The 17,720-nt window shown below is 62.4% G+C and carries 20 protein-coding genes; 7 read left to right on the top strand and 13 right to left on the bottom strand.

The window, feature by feature from the left end; genetic code table 11:
• The first annotated feature begins 130 nt into the window (after nt 1–130).
• Nucleotides 131–418, top strand: a complete 288-nt coding sequence (locus BLT98_RS22615) for a hypothetical protein (protein WP_034784487.1) — start codon at nt 131–133, stop codon at nt 416–418.
• Nucleotides 419–440: 22 nt separating this feature from the next.
• On the opposite strand, the gene BLT98_RS22610 is transcribed toward BLT98_RS22615, so the two are convergent.
• The 5 genes from BLT98_RS22610 to BLT98_RS22590 form a co-directional block, all read right to left on the bottom strand.
• A complete protein-coding gene (locus tag BLT98_RS22610) occupies nt 441–866 on the bottom strand; it encodes a VanZ family protein (protein ID WP_244517643.1) in 426 nt (141 codons plus the stop codon).
• Between the two features lie 559 nt (nt 867–1,425).
• Nucleotides 1,426–2,190 carry an SDR family NAD(P)-dependent oxidoreductase gene (locus tag BLT98_RS22605; protein WP_034784486.1) on the bottom strand — a complete coding sequence of 255 codons (765 nt, stop codon included), beginning with the start codon at nt 2,188–2,190 and terminating at the stop codon, nt 1,426–1,428.
• Nucleotides 2,191–2,274: 84 nt separating this feature from the next.
• Nucleotides 2,275–2,796, bottom strand: a complete 522-nt coding sequence (locus BLT98_RS22600) for a TPM domain-containing protein (RefSeq protein ID WP_070282463.1) — start codon at nt 2,794–2,796, stop codon at nt 2,275–2,277.
• A complete protein-coding gene (locus BLT98_RS22595) occupies nt 2,796–3,626 on the bottom strand; it encodes a TPM domain-containing protein (RefSeq protein WP_092611655.1) in 831 nt (276 codons plus the stop codon). Before BLT98_RS22595 ends, BLT98_RS22600 begins: the two co-directional genes overlap by 1 nt.
• A gap of 1 nt (nt 3,627) precedes the next feature.
• Nucleotides 3,628–4,242: a LemA family protein gene (locus BLT98_RS22590; RefSeq protein ID WP_092611652.1), complete on the bottom strand. Its 615-nt coding sequence runs from the start codon at nt 4,240–4,242 to the stop codon at nt 3,628–3,630.
• A 167-nt stretch (nt 4,243–4,409) separates the two neighbouring features.
• Here BLT98_RS22590 and pyrF point away from each other — a divergent pair, with 167 nt between their 5' ends.
• Complete coding sequence (pyrF, locus tag BLT98_RS22585; RefSeq protein ID WP_034781724.1) at nt 4,410–5,234, top strand: orotidine-5'-phosphate decarboxylase; 825 nt, start codon at nt 4,410–4,412, stop codon at nt 5,232–5,234.
• Between the two features lie 135 nt (nt 5,235–5,369).
• Here pyrF and sbcB read toward each other — a convergent pair whose 3' ends face one another.
• Nucleotides 5,370–6,818, bottom strand: a complete 1,449-nt coding sequence (gene sbcB / locus BLT98_RS22580) for an exodeoxyribonuclease I (protein ID WP_092611649.1) — start codon at nt 6,816–6,818, stop codon at nt 5,370–5,372.
• A gap of 146 nt (nt 6,819–6,964) precedes the next feature.
• On the opposite strand from sbcB, the gene BLT98_RS22575 reads away from it, so the two are divergent.
• A complete protein-coding gene (locus tag BLT98_RS22575; RefSeq protein WP_244517642.1) occupies nt 6,965–7,579 on the top strand; it encodes a DUF5610 domain-containing protein in 615 nt (204 codons plus the stop codon).
• Between the two features lie 106 nt (nt 7,580–7,685).
• Here BLT98_RS22575 and BLT98_RS22570 read toward each other — a convergent pair whose 3' ends face one another.
• From BLT98_RS22570 to BLT98_RS22550, 5 genes are all read right to left on the bottom strand, one after another.
• Nucleotides 7,686–8,651 (bottom strand): GGDEF domain-containing protein, encoded by a 966-nt coding sequence (locus BLT98_RS22570; protein ID WP_092612043.1) that lies wholly within the window; start codon nt 8,649–8,651, stop codon nt 7,686–7,688.
• A 259-nt stretch (nt 8,652–8,910) separates the two neighbouring features.
• Nucleotides 8,911–9,288, bottom strand: a complete 378-nt coding sequence (locus BLT98_RS22565; protein ID WP_092611646.1) for an HPF/RaiA family ribosome-associated protein — start codon at nt 9,286–9,288, stop codon at nt 8,911–8,913.
• 189 nt (nt 9,289–9,477) lie between these two features.
• Nucleotides 9,478–10,143: a DUF1345 domain-containing protein gene (locus tag BLT98_RS22560; RefSeq protein WP_092611643.1), complete on the bottom strand. Its 666-nt coding sequence runs from the start codon at nt 10,141–10,143 to the stop codon at nt 9,478–9,480.
• Between the two features lie 38 nt (nt 10,144–10,181).
• Complete coding sequence (locus tag BLT98_RS22555) at nt 10,182–11,453, bottom strand: MFS transporter (RefSeq protein ID WP_092611640.1); 1,272 nt, start codon at nt 11,451–11,453, stop codon at nt 10,182–10,184.
• 80 nt (nt 11,454–11,533) lie between these two features.
• Nucleotides 11,534–12,559 (bottom strand): CDP-6-deoxy-delta-3,4-glucoseen reductase, encoded by a 1,026-nt coding sequence (locus BLT98_RS22550; RefSeq protein ID WP_092611637.1) that lies wholly within the window; start codon nt 12,557–12,559, stop codon nt 11,534–11,536.
• 12 nt (nt 12,560–12,571) lie between these two features.
• Between BLT98_RS22550 and BLT98_RS22545 the strand changes: the two genes are divergently transcribed.
• From BLT98_RS22545 to BLT98_RS22530, 4 genes are all read left to right on the top strand, one after another.
• Nucleotides 12,572–13,489, top strand: a complete 918-nt coding sequence (locus BLT98_RS22545) for an SDR family oxidoreductase (protein WP_070282475.1) — start codon at nt 12,572–12,574, stop codon at nt 13,487–13,489.
• 84 nt (nt 13,490–13,573) lie between these two features.
• Nucleotides 13,574–13,834, top strand: coding sequence for a hypothetical protein (locus BLT98_RS22540; protein ID WP_070257479.1), 261 nt, complete (start codon nt 13,574–13,576; stop codon nt 13,832–13,834).
• A gap of 205 nt (nt 13,835–14,039) precedes the next feature.
• Nucleotides 14,040–14,309 (top strand): hypothetical protein, encoded by a 270-nt coding sequence (locus tag BLT98_RS22535; protein WP_139179352.1) that lies wholly within the window; start codon nt 14,040–14,042, stop codon nt 14,307–14,309.
• 242 nt (nt 14,310–14,551) lie between these two features.
• Nucleotides 14,552–14,791 (top strand): hypothetical protein, encoded by a 240-nt coding sequence (locus BLT98_RS22530; protein WP_029496207.1) that lies wholly within the window; start codon nt 14,552–14,554, stop codon nt 14,789–14,791.
• Between the two features lie 87 nt (nt 14,792–14,878).
• Here the strand turns inward: BLT98_RS22530 and BLT98_RS22525 are convergent, their stop codons facing one another.
• Complete coding sequence (locus tag BLT98_RS22525; protein ID WP_244517641.1) at nt 14,879–15,670, bottom strand: glycine-rich domain-containing protein; 792 nt, start codon at nt 15,668–15,670, stop codon at nt 14,879–14,881.
• A gap of 144 nt (nt 15,671–15,814) precedes the next feature.
• On the bottom strand, nt 15,815–17,674 hold the full coding sequence (locus tag BLT98_RS22520) for a CHASE domain-containing protein (RefSeq protein ID WP_244517640.1): 1,860 nt from the start codon (nt 17,672–17,674) through the stop codon (nt 15,815–15,817).
• Nucleotides 17,675–17,720 lie beyond the last annotated feature (46 nt).

Below are 17,720 nucleotides of genomic sequence, written 5' to 3'. Positions count from 1 at the left end.
GTATGTTCGGCGCCCGTCATTGTCGATTGAGCTAGATCAAGAGTCCAATTGCCGTGCTTGGTATAAAAGATGCTGGCAATTACCACTTCGTGCGGCTGCACGCTTCCTCACTGTTGAATCGGGAGAAAAAATGTCATCTGGCCCTACCGCAAAACTGATCGATGAGTTGGTGCTGGCCGTCGGCGGCACCGCGCGCGATGCCCGCGCGCGCCATGTCCTGGCCCAGGCCTTGCATGGCCTGGTGCGGCTGGCGCGCTCGGAACAGTTGCTTGACATGCAGCGCGATGCGGCACGCGCCATGGGGGCTGGCAGCCGGCGCGAGGCGCGCGCCCTGATGCGCCGCCTGGGCACGCGCAGCGCGCGCGGCCAGGGACAGTTGCGGCTGGAATTGCAAGATAGCGAAGCGGACCGCGCCTGACGGGCGCGAGTCATCTCCCCGTTCAGGCTTCAGGCCGCGGCACGCCCTTGCCAAGGGCAGCGGCGACCATTTTCGGCCAGAGGAAATACAGCGGCAGGCAGACCGCCGCGGCGGCCGTGATATCGACCACCCAGTCGCTGACGGCGCCACGGCGGTAGGGCAGGAAACTCTGGATGAATTCGTCCAGCGCACCCATGGCCGCCACCATCAGCACCGACAGCAGCGCGCGGCGCGCCATACCGCCGCCCGTGCCGCTGAACAGGATCAGGGCCAGCACGCCATAGCCGACGGAATGCAGCACGCCGCCCGATGCATACTGGCCCACATCCGCGCGCACGCCGGGAATGTCGCCGATCAGGATCACCAGGACATACAGCAGCAGCGCAGTGCGGTAGCGCAGGCGTTCGTGGCGGTCGGCAAAACAGAGTTCGAGCAGTGGTGCAGGCATGATGCGTCAGGACAGGTGGAAAGGCCGTCACAATATCATGGGGATGGCGGGCCGCCATGTTTTTGCGCAAGAGCTTGCCGTGCAGGCAAAAAAAGGCCCGCGGGGAGGCGGGCCAAAAACCCAAATGAAATGGGTCAAGAGTTGAGAGTTGCTCGGTACTCACCATGTCGCGCGCCTTGCCGGCGCCCGCCACGGTCATGAAAGGGGAGTGGTGTGCCATCGCGGCACACCTGTCTGTAGTCAGGCATATCGGTTGCCTGTACAGCAGATGAAGCAAGTATAGGGGGCGAAGATGACGGGCTGATGACACGCCGCAACATTTTTTTGCGGCGAGCAGAAGGACAGTGAAGAACGTCTGTCATGGCAAGAATGTCCATGTTTCAGCAGTGATAGCAAAAAAAAGCCCGCTGGTGAAAGCGGGCTTAAAACTATTTTCTTGGAGGAGAATAGTGGAGACAGGTGCATTATGCTGCGTCGCACGATATGTGTCTAATGGTCTTTTCAGATAACCATTATCGTTTTTTGATATAACTGCCTGTAGTTCTGCCTGTCGCTGCCTTCATTCCTTCACGGCCACCGTGTAGTTGAGCGCCATGCGCCCGCCATCGACATAGATGGTCTGGCCCGTCATGTAGGTGGCGTCGTCGCTGGCCAGGAAGGCGGCGATGCCAGCCACTTCTTCCGGTTCGCCGCAGCGGCCCAGCGGCGTGCGCGACAGGATCGTGTGGCGCGCCTCCGGGCTCGACAGCACTGCCTGCTTGGCCAGTTCCGTCAGGATGGTGCCCGGCCCGATGCCGTTCACGCGCACGCCATGCGAGGCCAGGTTCAAGGCCATGACCTTGGTCAACTGGTTGATGGCGCCCTTCGACACCACGTACGGTACCTGGTTCGGGATCGCCAGTTCCGCATTCACGCTGGACATGTTGATGATGCAGCCAGTATTGCGCTTGACCATTTCGCGCGCCACGGCCTGGCCGCACAGGAACATCGATTTCAGGTTGATGCGCATGACCCGGTCGAAATCGTCTTCGCACACATCGAGGAAATCGGCCGCGTGCGTGACGCCCGCATTGTTGACGAGGATATCGATGTGGCCGAACTGGGCCAGGGTTTCCTTCAGCAAGGCATCGACGTCCGCCTTCTGGCTGACGTCGGCGCAAAAGAAGCGCGCTTGCGGGCCGAGGGCGGCGGCCGCCTGTGCGCCTTCTTCCTTGATGTCGACCAGCATCACTTGCGCCCCTTCGGCGATCAGGCGGGTGGCGCAAGCCAGGCCGATGCCTTGCGTGGCGCCCGTGACGATGGCGGTTTTATTGATCAGTCTCATGTATGCTCCTCGGCGGTAATAGGGGCCGCTGCCCGGGCCACCGGCCCGCGCGGCAATGGGCAGATTTTAATCCCTGGGCGGGAATCAGAGGAGGATGGGTTCGTTTGGCAACTGGTTGCCGCGCGTGCCATCGGCAGGGAAGTGGCTTTGCAACAAGGTATTCAACTGCTGCAAGGCATCCAGCGTGCTGTCGTGGTAATTGCCGTCCTTGAAGCCTTTGGTCATGGTGCGGCACACGGCTTGCCATTGTTCCGGCGTGACGCGCCGGCCCACGTTGCGGTCGGCGACGATATCGACCTGGTGCTCGGCCAGGTTGATATAGATCAGTACGCCGACGTTGTCTTCCGTATCCCACACGCCATACTGGGCGAACAGTTCGCGCGCCCGCTCGCGGTTGCTCACGCCCTGGTAAGCCATGCCCGGCGTCAGGGCCGCTTCGACGATCAGGCGCACTTCCGCCTGGTGCATCGCTTCACCGTCGGCAATCGCTGTCTCGATGGCTTTCAGGGTGCGTTCCGGAAAGGCCTGGCGTGCCGTCGCCGGCGTGCCCCGCAAATGTTTCAAGGCCCGTCCGCAGCGCTGTCCGAATGTCAGTTGTTTCGTCATTACCAATCTCCCGAGGCGCCGCCGCCGTCAAAACCGCCGCCGCCGCCACCGAAACCACCGCCGCCACCGCCAAAACCACCACCGCCGCCGAAGCCTCCGCCGCCACCGCGGTTGTTCAGGGCCTGGCTCAAAATGCTGCCCAGCACGACGCCGGTGGCGCCGCTGGACCAGTTGCTGCCGCGCTGCAGCCGCGTGGGCCCGCCGCGCGAGCGGAACAGGGTCAGCACGACGAGAAAGCCGAAGAACAGCAGCGGCAGCCAGAAGGTCATGCCGCCCGCTTCCACGGTGGCCGGCGCTTTCTGCTGCGCCAGGGCGGGGAATTGCTCCTGGTTCAGCAGGGTGGCAATCGACCCCACGCCGGCCACCAGGCCGCCGTAATAATCATTCTGCTTGAAATGCGGCGCGATCACGTCTTGCAGGATGCGTTTCGATTGCGCATCCGTCAGCACGCCCTGCACGCCGCGGCCCGCCTCGATGCGCAGGCGGCGCAGGGACGATGGGTTGTCCTTTGCCACCATCAGCAGCACGCCGTCATCGACGCCCTTGCGGCCCAGCTTCCAGGCATCCGTCACGCGGATGCTGTATTGCTCGATCGCTTCCGGCTCCGTGCTCTTGACCAGCAGCACGGCGATCTGGCTGCCCGTCTTGGCTTCGTAATCGGCCAGCACGCCTTCCAGCGCCGCCTTTTGCTTGGCGTCCAGCATGCCGGCGTCATCCGTCACGCGCGCGGCCAGCGGCGGCACGGGCTGCAAGCCCTGTGCGCCGGCTGGCGGCATCGTCCACAGCAGCAGCGCCGTCGCCAGCGCCGCCAGATAAGACCAGGCTTTCATCTTATTTGCCGAAGTTGGCGGTCGGTGCGGTCGAGATGGCTTTTTCATTTTCCACCGTGAACGATGGCTTGACCTTGTAGCCGAAGACCATGGCCGTCAGGTTGTTCGGGAAGCTGCGCGCATGCACGTTGTAATCCTGTACGGCCACGATGTAGCGCTGGCGCGCCACGGTGATGCGGTTTTCCGTGCCTTCCAGCTGCGACTGCAAGTCGCGGAAGCTGGTGTCGGCCTTCAAGTCCGGGTATTTCTCCGACACTACCATCAGGCGCGACAGGGCCGACGACAGCTGGCCCTGCACCTGCTGGAATTTTTCGAACGCGGCCGGGTCGTTCAGCACTTCGGGCGTGATCTGGAAACTGGTGGCGGCGGCGCGCGCCTTGGTCACCGCTTCCAGGGTTTCGCGCTCGTGCGTGGCATAGCCCTTGACGGTGTTGACCAGGTTGGGGATCAGGTCGGCGCGGCGCTGGTACTGGTTGACCACTTCGCCCCAGGCTGCCTTGGTGGCTTCATCCTTGCTCTGGAAGTCGTTGTAGCCGCAGCCCGTCAGGATGCCGGCCAGGACGGTGACGCTCAGGGCCAGGCGCAGCCATTTGGTGAATTGATTGGTGATTTGCATGATGGGTTCCGTGCAGAGTAAGGGAGGTGAGGCAAATATACCTGAAACGGCCCGTAATGTCGGTTTAATAAGCGCTGGCCGCCGCGTCTGGCCGCGTTGCCACGCCGTGGCAAGCCTGCGCCGCGTTACAATACGGGGTTTGCAACTGAATATAGAGAAGGTGTGCCGTGAATTTCATCAATAAATTATCCGCCGCGTGGACGGCCAATAATTCCCTGCTGTGCGTGGGCCTGGACCCCGACCTGGCGAAACTGCCGGCCGAACTGCGCGATCTGCCTGATGGAATCACCACCTTTTGCACGCGCATCATCGATGCCACGGCCGACCTGGCCTGCGCCTTCAAACCGCAGATCGCGTATTTTGGCGCGCTGGGCGCGGAAAAGCAGCTGGAAGACATCTGCCGCTACGTGCGCGAAAACTATCCGCACATCCCGCTGATCCTCGACGCGAAACGGGGCGACATCGGCGCGACGGCCACGCAGTACGCGCGCGAAGCGTTCGAGCGCTACGGCGCCGACGCCGTCACCGTGAACCCGTACATGGGCGAGGATTCGCTCGATCCCTACCTGGCGTGGCAAGACCGCGGCGTGATCATCCTGTGCCGCACCTCGAATCCGGGCGGCTCGGACCTGCAATTCCTCGACACGGATGGCGTGCCCTTGTACCAGCGCGTGGCGCGCCTGGTGGCCGACAAATGGAACAAGAATGGCCAGTGCGCGCTCGTCGTCGGCGCCACCTTCCCTGAAGAACTGGCGCAGGTGCGCGCCATCGTCGGCGACATGCCGCTGCTGGTGCCCGGCATCGGCGCCCAGGGCGGCGACATTGCCGCCACCGTCGGCGCGGGCCAGACGGCCAACGGCATGGGCATGATGATCAGCTCCTCGCGCGCCATCATCTATGCCACGCCGCAGGCTGGCGAAGACTACGCCGACGCGGCACGCCGCGTGGCCATTGAAACGCGCGATGCGATCAATGCGCATCGTTCGGTTTAAGTTGCATGCATAAAAAATGCCGGGCTAGCCCGGCATTTTTCATTGCTAGGTCGGCTTGGCCGCATGGCGTAAGCCGACATGAGTCGTCGTCGGCACTTGTCGGATTACGCTTCGCTAATCCGACCTACCCGACTTTCAGTCGCGCATGGGCGCCACCATCTCCACGTAATCGTACAACTCACCCAGAATTTCCTCGCCACGCTCATCCACGGATTCCGACAGCACGTCGATTTCCGTAAACAGCATTTCGATGGTGCGGGCGCCGCCGTCGCCGTCGAACAGGCGGGCAGCGCGGTGCTGCTCCCAGCGCAGGCTTTCCGCTTCGCTCAGGGTTTGCGGGAAATTGCGGGCGCGGTAGCGGAACAGCAGTTCCTGCAGGCGCTCGTCGGCAAACGAAGGGCGGGCCGTGGCCAGCTTGGCCGGCGTGTCGCGGCGCAGGGATTCGAGCAGGCGGCGGTCGTCGTTGCTGACGAAACCATTGTACAAATCTTCATCCACGTCCAGCGCGACATTCGCGCCCGGGCGCTGGAACACTTCGGCCCAGATGGCATCCATGTTCGGCGCCGTGGCGGCCAATTGCGCGTTGACCTTCGCCGCGTCCAGGTCGATGCCCCATTGCGCGGCCATGGCCGGCGACAGGGTCTTTAAATTGCCAACCAGCATGGGCGACTTGTTCAGGTGCACGCTTTTCACGGGCAGGCGCGTCATACCTTCCGGCATGGCCTCCTTGCGCGTGAACAAACGCGTACGGATGGTGTCGGCGTCCAGCTGGAACAGTTCACGCGGATCGTAGGCGCAATCCCAGACGAGGATTTCGTTTTTATTGCTCGGATGCGTGGCCAGCGGCCAGACGACGCCCAGGCAGCCCCGTTCGGCGGGGAACATGCCGGACACGTGCAGGAAAGGCTGGCGCTCGCCGGCGGCCAGGTGCATGCCCATTTCGCTGGCGACCCTGTCCTTCTTGTGCAGTGCCAGGCAGAATTCGAACAGTTTCGGCTGTTTTTCCTTGATCAGGCGTGCCAGGGCGATGGTGGCGCGCACGTCGGACAGCGCATCGTGCGCCGCTTCGTGGGCCAGGTCATTGGCCTTGCTCAAGTGTTCCAGCCTGAAACTGGTCTGGCCATCGTCGCGCTTCGGCCATTCGATGCCTTCCGGGCGCAGCGCGTGCGTCATGCGCACGACGTCGAGGATGTCCCAGCGGCCGCAATGGTTTTTCCATTCGCGCGCATATGGATCGATCAGGTTGCGCCAGAACAGGAAACGCGTGACTTCATCGTCGAAACGGATGGTGTTGTAGCCCACGCCGATGGTGCCCGGTTCCGAAAAGGCCGCTTCGACGGTGGCGGCGAACTGGTGTTCGGGTACGCCCAGCTGCAGACATTGCTGCGGCGTGATGCCCGTAATCAGGCACGATTGCGGGTCGGGCAGGAAATCATTAGCAGGCTGGCAATACAGCATGATCGGTTCGCCGATCTCGTTGAGGTCTGCATCCGTGCGGATGGCGGCGAACTGGGCCGGGCGGTCGCGGCGCGGCTGGGCGCCAAAGGTTTCGTAGTCGTGCCAAAGAAAGGTCTGGTTAGTCATTGATGGTCGTTACTTGATGGGTTATCCGGGCCCGTGAAAGGGCCGCTGCTACAGTTTTCTGAAAACCTGCCGATACTACACGAGAGGATGGTCATCATCGCGTTTCCCGCATGGTGGCATACATTGCCCGTTCAAGGAGGTCTATCGTGTCAATTCCCATCGCCGCAAGCGGCAATTCCAACCCTTCCGTGACTTCCGTCAGTACGGGCGTTGCCGGCAAGGACGATAAAGTCCAGCAAAAGGACGGCGTCAACACTGAAATGAGCGTGAATGACCGTACCAAGCTGCAATTGAACGCGTCCATCATGCAGGCGTCGCTGAACGTATCGATCGGTTCCGAGAACGAACCGCTGGCACTGCTGTACAAGACGGCCATCACCAACATCAATGAAGCGCTGAAGGGCCAGTACGGCGAAGACGCGATCCAGAACGCGGCTTCGCAGGATAACAGTGCCGAAGCGACGGCGAACCGCATTGTATCGCTGTCGACGGGGTTTTTTGACGCGTTCAAGAAACAGAATCCCGGCCTGGACGACGATACAGCCCTGAGCAAGTTCATGGACACCATCAGCGGCGGCATGGAAAAAGGCTTCAAGGAAGCGCGCGACATCCTGGGCGGCTTGAAAGTGTTGCAAGGCGATATCGCCGGCAATATCGACAAGACGTATGAACTGGTGCAGAAAGGCTATGCGGACTTCATCGCCGCGCACAGCAGCAAGAAGGATGACGCCGCCAAGCCGGCCGACAGCAAGGCTGCCTGATCATTATTACGCCGGAAGCGCCTGAGAAAATGTCCAGGGCTAGGCGCATTGCCGAAGACAGTACGAATGTACGGCGAGGCAATGCAACGACGCCATGGGCTTTTTATCAGGTGCTTACGCGGTTGCGGCCGCCGGCTTTCGCGCGGTAAAGCGCCGCGTCGGCGGCGGCAATCAGCGCATGGTCGTCCTGTTCGGCCGCCAGGCTGGCCACGCCGAAGGAACCCGTGATGTGCGGCAAGGCGCTGCGCATGTCGGCGAAGATGACGGCGAGCTGCATGCGCTCGCACAAGCGCTCGGCGACCCGCAGGGCCACGTGTTCGTTGGTGTCGGGCAAGATCACCATCATTTCCTCGCCACCATAACGCACGGCAAAATCCGTGGGCCGCAGGGCCGCGCCCAGCACTTGCGCGGCGATGCGCAGTGCCTGGTCGCCAGCCTGGTGGCCGTGCGTGTCGTTGAAGCGCTTGAAATGGTCGAGGTCGATCATCACCAGCGACAGGGGCGAGCCGCTGGCGTGGGCCGTGACGATCATGTTGGGCAGTAAATCCGTCAGCCAGGCGCGGTTGTACAAGCCTGTCAGGCTGTCGACCATCGACAGCTGGCGGTAGAATTCGCCCAGTTTCTGCCGGCGGCGCAGCAGGGCATTGGCGGCGCGGATGCGGAAGGACAGCAAGCGCAGCAGGTTGCGCGCCAGGCCGTTCGACTGCTCGATCAATTCCCAGACGATGGCCGCGTCGATCACCAGCAAATCGGTTTCTTCCAGGGCGGAAATGGCGGCCAGGTTGCTCGCTTCATCGAGCACCGATTGTTCGCCCACGCTTTCGCCGGGCAAGACCTTGCTGACGGTGCCGTCATCCATGCCCGTGTGGGTGTCGGCGGCCACGGCCAGCGAGCCGCGCAGGACGATGTACAGGCTGGCGCCTTGCGTGTCGGCAATGGCTTCGCCCGCTTCGAGGCGCATGACGGGGCAGGGCGCCAGCATGGCAGCCGTCTGGCTATCCGCCCCATCGCGAAATAGCTGTAAATCGCCGATGTTGCAGCCTGAAGCGCCGAAGTTGCCGATCTGTTCCACAATCACACTTTCAAAAAGCCGGCGCGCGAGCAGGGTGCCGGTATCTTCATGATAGCGTAAAGCAGCCTTGGCTGTAACGGCAAAGGCTTGCTTGAGGTCACTTACTGTGAGAAATACGACAATTATTTCATTGCCGCGTTAATACGCTGGAACACTTGCTGTTTTAGTATGGATGTTGCCGCGCGTGAACGGCGGGGCAGATGTGCAAAGGCAGCCTTGAACGGCTGCCTCAGTCTCTGGAAATCCTGCGGGTGGGGAGTTACTCGGCGGTTTCTTCCGCTTCGGCCGTATCGATCACGGCATTCTTGCCGGTGGCGTGGCGCTTGCTGTCTTGCCGGCGGCCCAGGGCGCTATCGATGGCGCGTTTCAGTTTATCGGTGGCGCCGGCAACGGATTGATGCACGGTGGCGTTCTGTTCGGTCACGGCAATCGGTTGATAGCCAGCAACGCGTGCTTCCATGACGCAGCGGATATCGTCGGCGCCGCCTTTCGGGCCATTCGTGTCGCTGATGTGGACTTCGATGCGGGTCAGGTTGTCGCGGAAGCGGTTCAGTGCGCTTTCAAGTACGGATTGCACATGTTCGTTCAGTCCAGCGGTGTTGGCGATGGTGCTGTCGGTATGAATATTGATTTGCATATGCTTACTCCTGTCAATTCAAAAAAAACCCATCTCAGGCGTGATGCGGCCTGGTTGCTGCCTCATGCACATGACCTCGTGCATGGAACTTATCTTACTCCTCTTTCCAGTATTTCAAGAGGGTGCGCACGATTAAGATGGGCTTAACCCTTCAGCCAGGTCAAGTTTCCACTACGAAATTATTTACCCTCAGCCATTGATGAGACCGGCCGCGATATTGATCGACAGCCCCAGCACGACCAGGTTGAAGAAAAAGCTCAGCACGGATTGTCCCAGCACGATCTGCCGCATCACGCGCGTCTGCACGGAAACGTCCGACGTTTGCACGGCCACGGCGATGGTGAAGGCGAAATACAGGAAATCCCAGTAATCGGGGTCTTGCTCATCGTCGGGAAACTTCAGGGGGCGCAGTGCGGGGTCGGCCTGGTAATACAGGTGGGCGTAATGAAAGCAGAACAGGGTACCGACGAGGAACCAGGAACCGACCAGGGTGAGGATCGTCAGGCCGTAGTGCAGCGCGCGCTCGTCCGGCGCCATGTCTTTCATCGAGGACAGCTGCGAGACGATGGCCACCAGGCTCATCACGGATGCGACAGACAGGGCCGACAGGACGGTTGCCGCCCGCTCGTCCTGGCGCGCCGCCATGGCTTTGACCTTGTGATGGTTGGCGCGCATCATCATCCAGGCCATCGTCGCCAGGTAGAACCAGACGGCCACGTTCCACGCCGTCAGCAAACGCGTCATCTGTTGCCAGGATGCGGGCAACAGCAGGCCGGCCGCCACGCCGATGGCCGTGGCCATGCTCAGGTGGGGGCGGCTGCGGATGAAGCTGTGGAACGGAAGCGTGATTTTCATGGTGCGGGTTCGTCAGTGGCGATAGCGCATCTTAGACCTTATGCGCTGGCCGTGGTGGCCGTCCTGGCGGCCGCTTCCTTCTCATGGTGGGGGAAGCGGTCCATGCGCGACAGCACGGGGAATATCACGGCCCAGATTCCCGTCACGGCCAGGGTGGCGGCGCCGCCGAAGAGCACGGCGCGCACGAGGCCGAACCAGCCGGCCGTCAGGCCCGATTCGAATTCGCCCAGTTCGTTCGAAGCGCCGATGAATACGGCATTCACGGCGCTGACCCGGCCGCGGATCTCGTCCGGCGTCTCGAACTGCACCAGCAGGTGGCGGATGTAGACGCTGACCATGTCGCCGGCGCCCATCAGGAACAGCGCCGCCAGCGCCAGCGGGAAATAGCTGGTGCTGCCCAGCACCAGGGTGCCCAGGCCGAAGACGGCCACGCCGCCGAACATCCAGGCGCCCACGCGGCGCGTGATGGGGAAGATGGCCAGCGCGATCGAGCACAGGGCCGCGCCGGCCCCCGGCGCCGTGCGCAGCAAGCCCAGGCCGCTGGGGCCGATATGCAGCACGTCGTGCGCCAGCGCCGGCAGCAGCGCCGTGGCGCCGCCGAACAGCACGGCAAACAGGTCGAGCGAAATGGCGCCCAGTACGATGGGTTTCGACCAGACGAAGCGCAAGCCTTCGAGCAGGGTATGCCAGCTGACGGGTTCGCGCTTGACCACTTGCGGCGCGGGCGTGGTGGCGCGCATCAGCAGGACGGACACGACCAGCAGCGCGGACGAGATCAGATACACCACCTTGGGGCCGAAGTAGTACAGCAAGCCGCCCAAGGTAGGCCCCAGGATGATGGCCACGTGGGAACTGGACGAACTGAGCGCCACGGCGCGGCTGAAATGTTGCGTGGGCACCATGTTGACCAGCACGGCTTGCGTGGCCGGCATCATGAAGGCGCGCGCGCTGCCGAACAGCACCAGCACGGCAAACACGGGCCAGACGATGGACAGGCCGCTCAGGGTGAACGCCAGCAGGGCCAGCGCGCAAGCCAGTTGCGCCGCCAGGCACCAGGCGATGATATTGCGGCGGTTATAGCGGTCGGCCACGTGGCCGGCAGGCAAAATCAATACCAGGAAGGGGGCGAATTGCGCCAGGCCGATCAAGCCCAGGTCGAACAGGCTGCCCGTGATCTGGTACACCTGCCAGCCGATGGCCACGCTTTGCATCTGCACGGCCACCGTGCCCAGCACGCGGGCGGAAAGATAAAAGGCGAAGTTGCGGTGACGCAGGATACTGAAGCCGTTGCCGGCAGAGGCGAGAGACATGAATACTTTCCAGGACACGACGGGGTGAGGCGGGTGGCGGCAGCGGATGCCGCGCCAGCAGCACCCCGCTGTCTGGATGCTTACTTGGCCAGGTCGGCTTCCGTGGTGAAGGCATCCGCGTAGAACTCGTCGGCTGGCAGCTGGCACAGTTGCACGAAGTCGCGGTGGGCCGCATCGACCATCACGGGCGCGCCGCAGGCATACACCTGATACGCGGACATGTCGGGCAAGTCGGCGATGACGGCCTGGTGCACGAAGCCCGTGCGGCCTTGCCACGCGTCTTCCGGCAGGGCGTCCGAAACGACGGGCACATAGGTGAACTGCGGCAAGTCGGCGGCCCACTGGCGGCACAGCGCATCCATGTACAGATCGTGCTGACGCCGGCCGCCCCAGTACAGGGTGATCGGGCGCGTGGATTGCTCGTTGATCATGTGCTCGACGATGGCTTTCAAGGGAGCAAAGCCCGTGCCCGAGGCCAGCAGCACGACGGGCTTGTCGGAATCTTCGCGCAGGAAGAAAGTGCCCATCGGGCCTTCGAAGCGCAGGATGTCGCGCTCCTTCATGCTGCCAAACACCTGGTCGGTGAACAGGCCGCCCGGCAGGTGGCGGATGTGCAGGGTCATCGGGCCGCCATCGGCGGGCGCGCTGGCCATGCTGTAGCTGCGGCGTTTGTTGTCGCGTAACAGGATTTCGATATACTGTCCGGCGCGGTAGTTGAGGCGTTCGCTGGCTGGCAATTGCAGGGTCAGCACGACGACGTCGGGCGCGACTTTCTCGATGGTGGTCACGCGCGACGGCATTTTCTTGATCGGGTAGTCGCTGCTGCCCGCCACTTCGCGCGCTTCGATGACGAGGTCGGCGTTGGTGGTGGCGCAGCAGAACAGGGAAAAGCCGGCCGCTTCCTCTTCCGGCGTCAGGGCGCGCTGCTGGTGCGCCTTGTGCTGGACGGTGCCGGAAAGCACTTTGCCCTTGCAGGAACCGCAGGCGCCATTTTTACAGCCATACGGCAGGCCGACGCCGGCGCGTATCGCCGCCGCCAGCACGGTTTCGTCCGCTTCGCAGCTGAACTGGTGGCCGCTGGGCTGAACAGTAACTTGAAAAGTCATACAATCCTTGAGATGAAAAATATGTTAATGCACTCTTTGCGCAAGCCGTCAGGCTTGCCGCGCCTGCTGATCCTGGGCTGCGGCGACGTCGGCATGCGGTTGCTGCCCTTGCTGCGTACGCGCTTTCGCGTCTTTGCCGTCACCAGCCAGCCGGCGCGCTGCGCGCAGCTGCGGGCGGCCGGCGCCGTGCCCATCGTGGCCAACCTCGACGAGCGCGCCAGCCTGAAACGGCTGGCGGGACTGGCGACGATGATCGTGCACCTGGCGCCGCCCCGGTCGTCGGGCTTGCTGGACCGGCGCACGCGCAATCTGGCCGCCATTTTACCCGAGCACGCACGCATGGTGTATGTGAGTACCAGCGGCGTGTATGGCGATTGCGGCGGCGCCTGGGTCGATGAGACGCGGCCGACGGCGCCGGCGAATGCGCGCGCGAAGCGGCGCGTCGATGCCGAGCAGGTCTTGCGCGGCTGGGGCGCGCGCCGCGGCGCCAGCGTGGCCATCCTGCGCGTGCCCGGCATCTATGCGGATGACCGCCTGCCGCTGAAGCGCCTGCGCGAGGGCACGCCAGCCCTGGCCGCGGATGACGATGTATACACCAACCATATCCATGCCGATGACCTGGCGCGCATCATCGAACGGGCCTTGTGGCGGGGCAAGCCGGGGCGCGTGTATCACGCCAGCGATGACAGCGAACTCAAAATGGCGGAGTATTTCGATGCCGTGGCCGACACGTTCGGCTTGCCGCGCCCGCCGCGCCTGCCGCGCGCCGAACTGCAGCAGGTGGTCACGCCGATGCTGCTGTCATTCATGTCCGAATCGCGCCGCCTGCACAATACGCGCATCAAGCGCGAGCTGGGCGTGCGCCTGCGCTACGCACGCGTGGCCGATGCCTTGCGGCCGCTGTCTGCCGACGGGGCCGGCATCGGGTAAAATGGCCGGTTATCTGCGCACTTTTCCTGGGCCGGCGCGCAGCGCGCCGTTCCGGCGGTGCGCCATTCACTTAAGGAATACCGCATGAGCACCCTCACTTACGAAGAATACCTGGACGAGGTCACCACCGTTCTGACGGAACTGTACGACCTCGACGACGACGCCGCCATCAAGCTGGTCGTGGCGGCGCAGGACGCCGAATTTTTTGTCCCGCACGACGCCCATGAAGAAATGCGTACCGCCGAACAAGCCAAGAAGGATGCGGTCACCTTGTTCGAGCGCAAGCAGAATCGCCAGCAAACGCAGGAAAAACAGCAGCAGCGCGTGCGCCAGCAAAAGAAATAAGAACGGATCACCGGGCTTCTGGCCGCCTGGCCGTGAGGCAACATGGGCTTCGGCGCAATGCCGGGGCCCGGCCATTTGATGCAGCGCAAACGTGCCATGGCACGCTGGCGATATGGTGAGCAATGTCGTCACGCGTCCGGGCTCTTGTGGCGGGCTCGGCATCTACAATGAGCGTGGCGTTGTTTCCCGTCAGCAGGAGCGAGCCATGCGAGCTACGAGTCACCCCAGCAAGGAACAGGTACGCGCCTATATGCGCCGGCGCGAACGCGCGCTGCAGCCGCCGCCGCCGCCCGATGAAATCCGCCGGCAACTGGCCTGGTGCCGCGTGGATGCCATTCCGGGCACTTGCCCGCTTGCCACCCCGGCCGGCGTGGCTGCGCAAGGCTGGCATTTATCAGCGGAAATGGCCCGCCTGAGCACCCTCATGGCCATAGCCTGGCTCATGCATAGCGGTGTTGCTCATCGTAAAAATTGATGACGTGCAGCAAATTTTTCCAATTTGAGTTATCCTCTAGCACATTCCAAGTGCGTCAATTCTCTTCAATTATCACAATTTTGCTTTAAGTTACGCAAAAATCAACAATAGCGTGTATTATATTGTTTGCGGCGTAAAAGCCGCATAAGTGATGGCGATTTTTAGTGTGTTTACCCTGAATTATTGCAGAAGAGACATTCGGTTTCTTTTTGCCTTAATACAACAAGTACGGATTTTCGATCATGTCTCTCAAACAAATTACCTCTTTGCCTACCTACAACCCGAATCGCGTCCTCGATGCGATCATCGACAAGCTGCAACTGAAGAACGATGCCGCCCTGTCGCGAGCACTGGAAGTGGCGCCACCGGTCATCAGCAAGATTCGTCACAACACCTTGCCGATCGGCGCCACGATCCTCATCCGCATGCATGAAATCAGCGATTTCAGCATTCGTGAACTGCGCGAGTTGATGGCTGCCTAAGAGCGCCTGACAGACGGCAAACTGAGAGGTGCCGTCTGCGTTAGTCAAGCTTGCCGCGTGCGGCAGCCATACCTGCCTTCCCGTTTTCTATTGCGTGTCCGGGCTCAGCGTCGGACGATCCGTATAGAAGCGCCCTGTTTCCAGGCCAGTCGGGGATGACTCGACCAGCGCTGCGGCCACTTTGCCGGGCGCGCTGGAAAATGCGGTCTGGGCAGCACCGGTGGCGCGGCCCGAATACGCGGTCGCTTGCACCGCAGCACTGGAAAACGCCGTCTGCACGGCCCGGCCAGAATACGCCGTTGCCTGTACCGCGGCACTGGAAAACGCCGTTTGTACGGCGCGCCCCGAATACGCCGTCGCCTGCACGGCCGCGCTGGAAAATGCCGTCGCCTGTACTGCTGCACTGGAAAATGCCGCCTGCACGGCGCGTCCCGAATATGCCGTCTCCGCGCGGAGATAATCTTCCCCGAATGTCTGCTCGTACAACTGCTTCATGCGTTCGCCCACGCGGTGGTGCGCCGCTTCGTCGTCTTCGCCGCGCAAGCCGATGTATGGGAAGTGATGCAGGAAGTAGCCGAACACCTGTTCGCAATCCGCCGCATATTTGAGGGTATCGAGGATGTGGTAGTGCCAGAAGGTATCGACGTCCATCAGCGGCGCCGTTTCTTCCTGCGGAAACTGTTTCATCAGGATTAGGAAGCGGCGGTATTCGAATTCCACTGCATTGGCCTTTTCGAGGCTCCATCCTTCGCCGGACTCCCGGTGCATCAGCTTGACCTTGATCGCGTCCAAATTCAAATCGGCAATTGCCTTGAAACTGTCGTTCGTATCCATGAATGTCCTTTGGTAAAGAGCGTTGTGGGAACTGCGGTAAAACAAGGGAAAGCGGTGGCTGTGTACTCCTGGCAAGTAGTCGGGGAATGCCTGGCCGATGGCGGGCAGGCGCTAAGTTGTTCTACATCAATATTGCATCTAATTACAAAATACGCAAGCTGAGCTTGTTTCATGCGGAACGCGCGCCGCTCAGCTGCTGGCCCGGCTTTCTTCCTGGTAGGGAAACGCGGTGGCGTCCGCGCCCAGCGGTACGCTGACATGCACGCTCATGCCGGCGCCTGGGCTGCTTTCAATGTAAAAAGTGCCGCCCAGCAACTTTATACGTTCTTCGATGCCCACCAGGCCAAACGAGCCCAGCTTGTTGCGCCCGTCGATGGCCGCGCCCACGCCGTTGTCGCTGATGCTCATCGACACCGTATCACGGCACTTTTCCAATTTGACTTGGACGCGGCTGGCATTCGCATGCTGGGAAATATTGCTGAGCGACTCTTGCAGGATGCGGAACAGGGCCGTCGCGCATTGGTCGCTGAGGCAAATGTCGTCATGGCTTTCGCTCACTTCGCAGGCGATGCCCGTGCGCTGGCGAAATTGCGCCACCTGCCATTCGACGGCCGCATTCACGCCCAGGTCCAGCACGGTAGGGCGCAAGTCGTTGATGATCTGCCGCACGCTCTTGATGGTGGCGTCGATCTGCTCCAGGGTTGAGCGGGCGCGGGCGTTCAGGCGCGGGTGGCGGCGCTGCGTGCGCGAGGCCAGCATGTCGGCGTCGATGCGCAGCACCAGCAGGTTCTGCCCCAGGTCGTCGTGGATTTCGCGCGCGATGCGCTTGCGCTCTTCTTCCTTGATCTGGTCGGCATGGGCCGCCAGGCGGCGCAGTTTCTGGTGCGACAGCTGCAGGCGGATCTGGCTGGCGCGCAATTCCTCCGTCATGCCTGTTGCCATCTGGATGGCGCGTCGGCGCGACGACGCCAGGGTGTGGAACAGCACATACAGCAGCATGGTGCTGGCAAAGCCGATCAGCAGGGCCAGCCACGGCAGGAAGGCGTCGAAGCGCGAATACAGGTCGCTCTTGCGCACGCTGAACAGCGCTTGCCAGGCGCGGCCATTGTGCTCGATCAGCAGCGTGCTGCTCAGGTAGCGGCCCGAACTGCCGGGCTGCCACCATGGTGCATGCATGCCTGCCGCCGTGCTGTCGAAGATGGGGCGCATGTCGTGCGGCAACTGCAGCGGCACCTCCCGCTGTTGCAGCGCCTGCGGGCCGATATCGAACAGGGTCAGGCGGACGTTGCGTACCGGCATGTCGGCCAGCGCGCTGCGCATCATCGTCACCAGGTCGTAGCCGATGCCGACGGAACCCTGGTAAGCCGCGCGCCGCTGCTCCACCGTATCGACGGGCATGCCGAAGCGGTACACGGGCAGGCGCATGGCCATGCCCGTCAGCTGGGGACGGCCGTCCATCGGCACGGGCACGCCGGAATTGCTGATGCGGCCGGAATCGCGCGACTCCGCCAGCGCTTCCGCGATCTGGGGGCGCGAGGCGATGTCATGGCCATACTTTTCCGGGGCGCTGGCGATCGGCTCGATGTATACGAGCACGGAATACTGGGCGCGCGGCCCGGGCGGGTGGATGGCAAACGCCGGATAGCCGTCGCGCCCGGGCGGATAGTCGCGCCGCATGGCCGCTTCGTAGGCGGCGCGCTGCGTCTCGTCGAGTTCCTGGCTGTAATTGAGGTTCATCACGCCCGGGTAGTTCTGTTGCAGGGCGATGTTAGCCACGTAGCGGTGGAATTGCTCGCGGCTCACGTGTTCGTTGGCCTGGAACAGGCTGGCCGTGCCGCGCAGCAGGTTGGCATACGACTTGGTGCGCGATTCGATGTTTTTCTGGGTGTTGTGCGCCAGATTGTTGAATTCTTCGCTGGCATCGCTTTCGATCGACAGCGAAGCGGCCATGTAGAACAGCAGGCCCACCATCGTCGACACGACAAAGCCGAACAGCCACAGCGGTCTTTTTTCAGCAGCTAAGGGGTGTTCGCCGGCAGTAGAAGGCATTGCCATCCGCATCAGGAAGAGGAATCGGGTGCCGCCTGGTGGCGGA

This window comes from Janthinobacterium sp. YR213 (assembly GCF_900099875.1).
GTDB lineage: Bacteria > Pseudomonadota > Gammaproteobacteria > Burkholderiales > Burkholderiaceae_D > Janthinobacterium > Janthinobacterium lividum.
Note: the sequence above shows the minus strand (reverse complement) of the source record. Positions and strands in the feature narration are given on the sequence as shown.

Coding starts and splice junctions, on each gene's coding strand:
- BLT98_RS22615 (WP_034784487.1), top strand. CDS start 131: ATGTCATCTGGCCCTACCGCAAAACTGATCGATGAGTTGGTGCTGGCC.
- BLT98_RS22610 (WP_244517643.1), bottom strand. CDS start 866: ATGCCTGCACCACTGCTCGAACTCTGTTTTGCCGACCGCCACGAACGC.
- BLT98_RS22605 (WP_034784486.1), bottom strand. CDS start 2,190: ATGAGACTGATCAATAAAACCGCCATCGTCACGGGCGCCACGCAAGGC.
- BLT98_RS22600 (WP_070282463.1), bottom strand. CDS start 2,796: ATGACGAAACAACTGACATTCGGACAGCGCTGCGGACGGGCCTTGAAA.
- BLT98_RS22595 (WP_092611655.1), bottom strand. CDS start 3,626: ATGAAAGCCTGGTCTTATCTGGCGGCGCTGGCGACGGCGCTGCTGCTG.
- BLT98_RS22590 (WP_092611652.1), bottom strand. CDS start 4,242: ATGCAAATCACCAATCAATTCACCAAATGGCTGCGCCTGGCCCTGAGC.
- sbcB (WP_092611649.1), bottom strand. CDS start 6,818: ATGACTAACCAGACCTTTCTTTGGCACGACTACGAAACCTTTGGCGCC.
- BLT98_RS22565 (WP_092611646.1), bottom strand. CDS start 9,288: ATGCAAATCAATATTCATACCGACAGCACCATCGCCAACACCGCTGGA.
- BLT98_RS22560 (WP_092611643.1), bottom strand. CDS start 10,143: ATGAAAATCACGCTTCCGTTCCACAGCTTCATCCGCAGCCGCCCCCAC.
- BLT98_RS22555 (WP_092611640.1), bottom strand. CDS start 11,453: ATGTCTCTCGCCTCTGCCGGCAACGGCTTCAGTATCCTGCGTCACCGC.
- BLT98_RS22550 (WP_092611637.1), bottom strand. CDS start 12,559: ATGACTTTTCAAGTTACTGTTCAGCCCAGCGGCCACCAGTTCAGCTGC.
- BLT98_RS22545 (WP_070282475.1), top strand. CDS start 12,572: ATGAAAAATATGTTAATGCACTCTTTGCGCAAGCCGTCAGGCTTGCCG.
- BLT98_RS22540 (WP_070257479.1), top strand. CDS start 13,574: ATGAGCACCCTCACTTACGAAGAATACCTGGACGAGGTCACCACCGTT.
- BLT98_RS22535 (WP_139179352.1), top strand. CDS start 14,040: ATGCGAGCTACGAGTCACCCCAGCAAGGAACAGGTACGCGCCTATATG.
- BLT98_RS22530 (WP_029496207.1), top strand. CDS start 14,552: ATGTCTCTCAAACAAATTACCTCTTTGCCTACCTACAACCCGAATCGC.
- BLT98_RS22520 (WP_244517640.1), bottom strand. CDS start 17,674: ATGCCTTCTACTGCCGGCGAACACCCCTTAGCTGCTGAAAAAAGACCG.